At 66.1% G+C, this 5,533-nt stretch carries 5 protein-coding genes; 1 reads left to right on the top strand and 4 read right to left on the bottom strand.

What is annotated here, in order from left to right:
• A partial coding sequence (locus tag ABW137_RS15710; RefSeq protein ID WP_526401525.1) for a glutamine synthetase III family protein occupies positions 1 to 1,436 on the top strand: 1,436 nt, incomplete at its 5' end.
• Positions 1,437 to 1,640: 204 nt separating this feature from the next.
• Here the strand turns inward: ABW137_RS15710 and ABW137_RS15705 are convergent.
• The 4 genes from ABW137_RS15705 to ABW137_RS15690 form a co-directional block, all read right to left on the bottom strand.
• Positions 1,641 to 2,489 carry a sugar phosphate isomerase/epimerase family protein gene (locus ABW137_RS15705; RefSeq protein WP_526401523.1) on the bottom strand — a complete coding sequence of 283 codons (849 nt, stop codon included), beginning with the start codon at positions 2,487 to 2,489 and terminating at the stop codon, positions 1,641 to 1,643.
• A gap of 84 nt (positions 2,490 to 2,573) precedes the next feature.
• Entirely contained in the window at positions 2,574 to 4,073 is a 1,500-nt protein-coding gene (locus ABW137_RS15700) for a CoA-acylating methylmalonate-semialdehyde dehydrogenase (protein WP_526401521.1), read from the bottom strand.
• Positions 4,070 to 4,972 carry a sugar phosphate isomerase/epimerase family protein gene (locus tag ABW137_RS15695; RefSeq protein ID WP_526401519.1) on the bottom strand — a complete coding sequence of 301 codons (903 nt, stop codon included), beginning with the start codon at positions 4,970 to 4,972 and terminating at the stop codon, positions 4,070 to 4,072. The genes ABW137_RS15700 and ABW137_RS15695 overlap by 4 nt, the downstream gene beginning before the upstream one ends.
• Positions 4,973 to 4,993: 21 nt before the next feature.
• A partial coding sequence (locus tag ABW137_RS15690) for a thiamine pyrophosphate-dependent enzyme (protein WP_526401517.1) occupies positions 4,994 to 5,533 on the bottom strand: 540 nt, incomplete at its 5' end.

Below are 5,533 nucleotides of genomic sequence, written 5' to 3'. Positions count from 1 at the left end.
TGTTCGGCGCGAAGCCGCCGAAGGGTCAGGAATTCGACGACCACTACTTCGGAGCGATTCCCGACCGGGTGCTCGCCTTCATGATGGACACCGAACGTGAGCTGTTCAAGCTCGGCATCCCGGCCAAGACCCGCCACAACGAGGTCGCGCCGGGGCAGTTCGAGATTGCGCCGATGTTCGAGCGGGCCAACATCGCCGCCGATCATCAGCAGCTGCTGATGACGACGTTCAAGACCATCGCCAAGAAGCACGGCATGGAATGCCTGATGCACGAGAAGCCGTTCGCCGGCGTCAACGGCTCTGGCAAGCACGTCAACTTCTCGCTCGGCAACGCGCAATTCGGCAGCCTCCTGGTGCCGGGTGACACCCCGCACGAGAACGCCCAGTTCCTGGTGTTCTGCGCCGCGGTGATCCGCGCGGTGCACAAGTTCTCCGGATTGCTTCGCGTCTCGGTGGCTTCGGCCACCAACGACCACCGCCTCGGCGCCAACGAGGCGCCGCCCGCCATCATCTCGATCTTCCTCGGCGATCAGCTCGCCGACGTGTTCGAGCAGATCGCCAAGGGTGCGGCCACGTCGTCAAAGGGCAAGGGCAGCATGATCATCGGCGTCGATACCCTCCCGGTGCTGCCAACCGATCCCGGTGACCGCAACCGCACCAGCCCGTTCGCCTTCACCGGCAACCGCTTCGAGTTCCGCGCGCCGGGTTCGGGCCAGACCATCAACGTGCCGATGATCATCCTCAACACGATCATGGCCGACTCGCTGGACTACATGGCGACGTGGCTGGAGAAGGCCGTCGGCGACGGCGAGGACTTCGACATGGCCGTGCAGAAGCTGCTGACGGAGATCATCACCGAGCACGGCGCCGTCGTGTTCAACGGTGACGGCTACTCGGACAACTGGCAGGTCGAGGCCGCCGAGCGCGGGCTGCCGAACCTCAAGACCACCATCGACTCCATCCCCGAGCTGGTGAAGCCAGAAGCGGTCGAGGTGTTCGAGAAGTACGGCGTCTTCAATGCACGTGAGCTCCACAGCCGCGAGGAGGTCCGCTACGAGACCTACGCGTTGACGGTAGGCGTCGAGGCCAAGCTCACCCTCGAAGTCGGGTCGACTGTGATCCTTCCCGCGGCCGTGCGCTACCAGACCGAGTTGGCCGCGAACGTCGCCTCGCTGAAGGCGGCAGGCATCGAGCCGGATCTGACGCTGCTGCAGACGGTCTCCGCGCCGATCTCAGAGCTGACCGCCGCGCTGGCGGCGCTCAAGACGGCGATGGGTGAGCACGGTGGCGAGTCCGCCGCCGAGGAAGCGGCCCACGCCCAGAGCCTGCTGCCCTTGATGGATGCGGTGCGTGCGGCGGCTGACACGCTGGAAGGCGTTGTCGCCGATGACCTCTGGCCGCTGCCCACCTACCAGGAGATGCTCTACATCCTCTGAGGACACGAGCCGCCTGGGCGGCGACATGGGACACGAGCCGCCCCGGCGGCGACACAGGACATCGTCGAGTGTGGGGGTACCCATCCGAGAACTCCCGGGTGACTGGTAACCGCAACCCCCACACTCGACGATCCCACGCTAGACTTCGAGGCCGCCGGCGCTCCGCGAAATGCGGGGCGCCGGTTTCGTTGCGGGGGGACGCCGTTAGAGGATCGCGAGCGTCGAATCGGCCGCGAGTTTCAGTGCCTGCTGCAGCGGCAGTGCCCGGAAGGACTCGGACAGGATCTCCACGCCCCACGGGCCGTCGAAGCCGAGCTCGCGAAGTGTCGCGACGAGACCCGTCAGGTCGAAACAGCCGTCGCCACACAGCAATCGGTTCTCGACGGTGTCCTCGAACAACGTCCCTTTCACCTCCGGTGCTGCGTCGTCGAGTTCGACGGCGAAGATCATCTCCGGTGGCAGCGACGTCCGCAGCTCGGCGAGCGTGGTGCCCGCCCGGAACACGTGCCAGGCGTCGACCAGCAGACCGGCAGCGGGATGAGCTGCCGCCGTGACGATGTCGGCGCCCATCGGCACCGTGGCGATGGCTGAGAAGGGCATCGTCTCGATGGCGACCCGCGTTCCGCGAGCGGCCGCCTGCTCGGCGAGCTCCCGCAGCGGTCCGGCCAGCGCAAGCGGATCCGACGCGGGCGGCCCGTTCTCCGAACCGATCTTGATCTGCACCGGACCGAGTGCGTCGGCGGCCTCGAAGAGCACGTCGCGGAAGTCGTAGGTGTGCCGGGGCTCGCCGCGCGGAATCCACCAGCGTTCGAGCAGTTCGATTTCGACATGCGTCAGGCCCGCGTCGGCTGCCAGCCGGCCGAGAGCGGCGAAGCCGATGCCGCCGTGGATGGCGAGCACGTCGTCGGTGGCCAGACCGAAGCCGATGAAGCCGGCGTCGGCGATCGCGCCCAGCCGTTCGGCGATGGGCACCGGACTGGTCGACGGGGTGTGTCGCGGGGAGGTGTTGCCGGCGCTGGTCCACGACGTCGCAACGAGGTGGGGGTGGGTCATGTCATTCCTCCTTCGCAAGCAAGCGCAAAATGCCACCCGCGAGCGGCGTGTCGTGAACCGGCACGCACGCTCGCGGGAAGGGGGTCAGGCGTTTTGTGGGAAGCCGAGTTCGATGCCGCCGTGGCTCGGGTCCAGCCAGCGGCTGGTGATGGCCTTGCCGCGGGTGAAGAAGTGCACTCCGTCCATACCGTGGGCATGGCTGTCGCCGAACAGCGAGGCCTTCCAGCCGCCGAAGGAGAAGTAAGCCATGGGCACGGGGATCGGCACGTTGATGCCGATCATGCCGACCTCGACTTCGTTCTGGAAGCGTCGGGCGGCGCCGCCGTCGTTGGTGAAGATGGCGGTGCCGTTGCCGTAGGGGTTGGAGTTGATCAGTTCCAGTGCTTCGTCGTAGGTTTCGACGCGCACCACCGAGAGCACCGGCCCAAAGATCTCGTCGGTGTACACGCTCATCTCGGGGGTGACGTGATCGATCAGCGTCGGCCCCAACCAGAAGCCGTCGGCCCCACCGTTGGCGGACACGTGGCGACCGTCGACGACGATCTTGGCGCCGTCGGACTCGCCTGCGTCGATGTAGGACGCGACCTTGTCGCGGTGCGCCTTGGTGACCAGGGGGCCCATGTCGGAGTCCTTGGTGCCGTCGCCGATCTTCAAGGGCGTGGTGCGCTCGGCGATCTTGGCGACCAGGTCGTCGGCGATGGGGCCGACGGCGACGCACGCCGAGATCGCCATGCAGCGCTCACCCGCCGAGCCGAAGCCGGCATTGACCATCGAATCGGCGGCCAGGTCCAGATCTGCGTCGGGCAGGATCACGGCGTGGTTCTTTGCCCCGCCGAGGGCCTGGACGCGCTTGCCCGCCGCGGTGCCCGTGGCGTAGACGTACTGCGCGATCGGAGTCGAGCCGACGAAGCTGACCGACTTGATGGACTTGTTCGTCAACAGTTCGTCGACGACTGTCTTGTCGCCCTGCAGCACGTTGAAGACGCCGTCGGGCAGTCCGGCTTCCTTCCACAGGTTGGCCATCCACAGCGACGCGGTGGGGTCCTTCTCCGATGGCTTGAGCACGACGGTGTTGCCCGCGGCGATGGCGATGGGGAAGAACCACATCGGCACCATGGCCGGAAAGTTGAACGGCGAGATGACCGCGACCGGCCCGAGCGGCTGGCGGATCGAGTAGACGTCGACCTTGGTCGAGGCGTTCTCGGTGAATCCGCCCTTGAGCAGGTGCGGTATGCCGCAGGCGAATTCGACGACTTCCTGGCCGCGACTGACCTCGCCGAGGGCGTCGGAGACGACCTTGCCGTGCTCGCTGGTGATGATCTCGGCCAGCTCGCCCTTGCGGGTGTTGAGCAGCTCGCGGAAGTTGAACAGGATCTGCGTGCGCTTGGCCAGCGAGGTGTCCCGCCACGCCGGGAACGCCGCTGCGGCGGCGTCGATCACCGCGCGGGCGTCCTCGACGCTGCCCAGGGCCACCTCACCGGTGACCTCACCGGTCGCGGGGTTGGTCACGGGTGCGGTGTTGCCGCTGGTGCCCGGGTGTGGCTTGTTGTTGATCCAGTGCGAGATGGTGTTGGGCGAAGTCATTTTTGGTTCCTCTGTTCTTTGTACTTGGAGACGTAGTCGGTCATGGTGGCGAGCTGATAGCGCGAAACCTCTTGCGCGTTCTCGTCCTCGGCGAACACCGACGACACCATGACGGTGTCGGGCCGGTCGTAGAACCCGATCTCGGCGAGTCCGGAGAAGAACTCGTCCCAGTCGACGTCGCCGTCGCCGATCTTCAGGTGCTGGTGCACCCGGACCGGATTGCCTGGCGGGTTGGTGATGTACCGCAGCCCATGGCTGCGGTGGTGATCCATGGTGTCGGCGACGTGGACGAGTCGGAGCTTGTCGCCGGCGGCCCGCATGATCTCCGTCATCGTTGAGCCCATGTCGCCCCCCATGTGGTAGGTGTGGCAGGCGACGTAGACCATCCCGATGTTGGGGGAGTTGACGCCACGGATGATGCGGACCGCTTCGAGACCGTCCTCGACGAAATCGTCGGGGTGTGGATCGATTCGGACGTCGATGCCCTCGCGCTCGAAGATCGGCACCAACTCCTCCATGGACCTGAAGAACGCCCGCTCGGACTCCTCGGCGCGCTCCGGCCGTCCCGAGAACTCGGTGTTGATGACGTTCACCCCGAGGTCGACGGTGATCTGGACGACGCGCTTCCAGTTGCGGACCGCCGCTTCGCGGGCATCCTCGTCGGGACCCGACCAGCGCAGCACCGGAAGGACCGACGCGATGCCGACGCCGGCATCGGCACACGCCTTGCGGAACTTGGTCACCAGGTCGTCGTCCGCTCGCGGGTGGTTGAAGAATGGGATGAAGTCCCGATGCGGCGTCAGCTGCAGGTACTCATAGCCCAATTCGGCCACCAGGCGCGGGAATTCGAGCAACTCGTGGTCATGGTGGAACGGTGTCGGATCGAGTGCGATCTTCACGTCATCCTCCTCGTCGTGTGACTATTCGCTGGGCCGCACGAACGGGCGCTGGATCTTCTTCCAGTCCGCGTATGTTTGGTAGGCCGATTGCGTGGACTGCAGCGTGGAGGTCTCCGAAACCGGTACGTCCCACCATGACTCGCTGTCAGGTGCGAAGATCAGCGGGTCGGTCTCGACGTGGATCACCGTTGTGCGGTCGCTGGCCTTGGCGACCTTGACCGCATCCGTGAACTCCGCCGCGGTGACCACGCGGATCACGTCGGCGCCGAGGCTGGCTGCGTTGGCGGCCAGGTCGACTGGCAGTTTGTCGCCGTCGAGGCGGCCGTCGTCCGAGCGGTACCGGTATGAGGTGCCGAACCGCTGGGAGCCCAACGCCTCCGAAAGCCCGCCGATCGAGGCGAAGCCGTGGTTCTGCACCAGCACCACGATCACCTTGACGTTCTCCTGGACGGCGGTCACCAGTTCGGTGGCCATCATCAGGTAGGAGCCGTCGCCGACCATGATGAACACGTCTCGGTCGGGTTCGGCCATCTTGGCGCCGATGCCGCCCGCGACCTCGTA

Origin of the sequence: Mycobacterium sp., assembly GCF_040509115.1 — a bacterium.
Taxonomy (GTDB): domain Bacteria; phylum Actinomycetota; class Actinomycetes; order Mycobacteriales; family Mycobacteriaceae; genus Mycobacterium.
This window is presented reverse-complemented; position numbering and strand designations above follow the sequence as displayed.